Here is a 436-nt window from a genome sequence, read left to right on the forward strand (position 1 = left end):
ATGCCGGCCTGGATCTGCCCCCGCTGCCCCGTATTTTCCAACCCGATGCGCTGTTGCAGGCGGCGGTGACGCGCGCACTGCGCTGGCCGCATCAGGCACTGGACGCTGCGCAGGCACGCCTGGCCGGCGTCATCGCCGATGAGATCCGTGCCAGCACTCCCTTGCCATTTGCCCTGCCACAGCCGCGGGATCGCCGGTTGCGGCGGATCGCGGCGGCGCTGGCGCGTTCGCCGGACGACCTGCGCAGCGTCGAAGCGTGGGCAGCCGCCAGCGGACTGTCCAGCCGCAGCCTCGCCCGCCGTTGGCAGGCCGAAACAGGCATGACCTTGAGCCAGTGGCGGCAGCGCCTGCGCGTGCTGCTGTCACTGCCACGCCTGCTGGCAGGCGAACCGGTGATCAGCGTCGCCCTGTCGATGGGCTACGACACGCCCAGTTC

1 protein-coding gene is annotated in these 436 nt (G+C 70.9%); it reads left to right on the forward strand.

Translation table 11 applies throughout. From position 1 onward, the window contains the following. A partial coding sequence (locus JZ791_RS44325; RefSeq protein WP_216903983.1) for a helix-turn-helix domain-containing protein occupies positions 1 to 436 on the forward strand: 436 nt, incomplete at both ends.

The sequence above is a fragment of the Nocardia alni genome, assembly GCF_019038435.1.
GTDB classification, from domain to species: domain Bacteria; phylum Actinomycetota; class Actinomycetes; order Mycobacteriales; family Mycobacteriaceae; genus Nocardia; species Nocardia alni.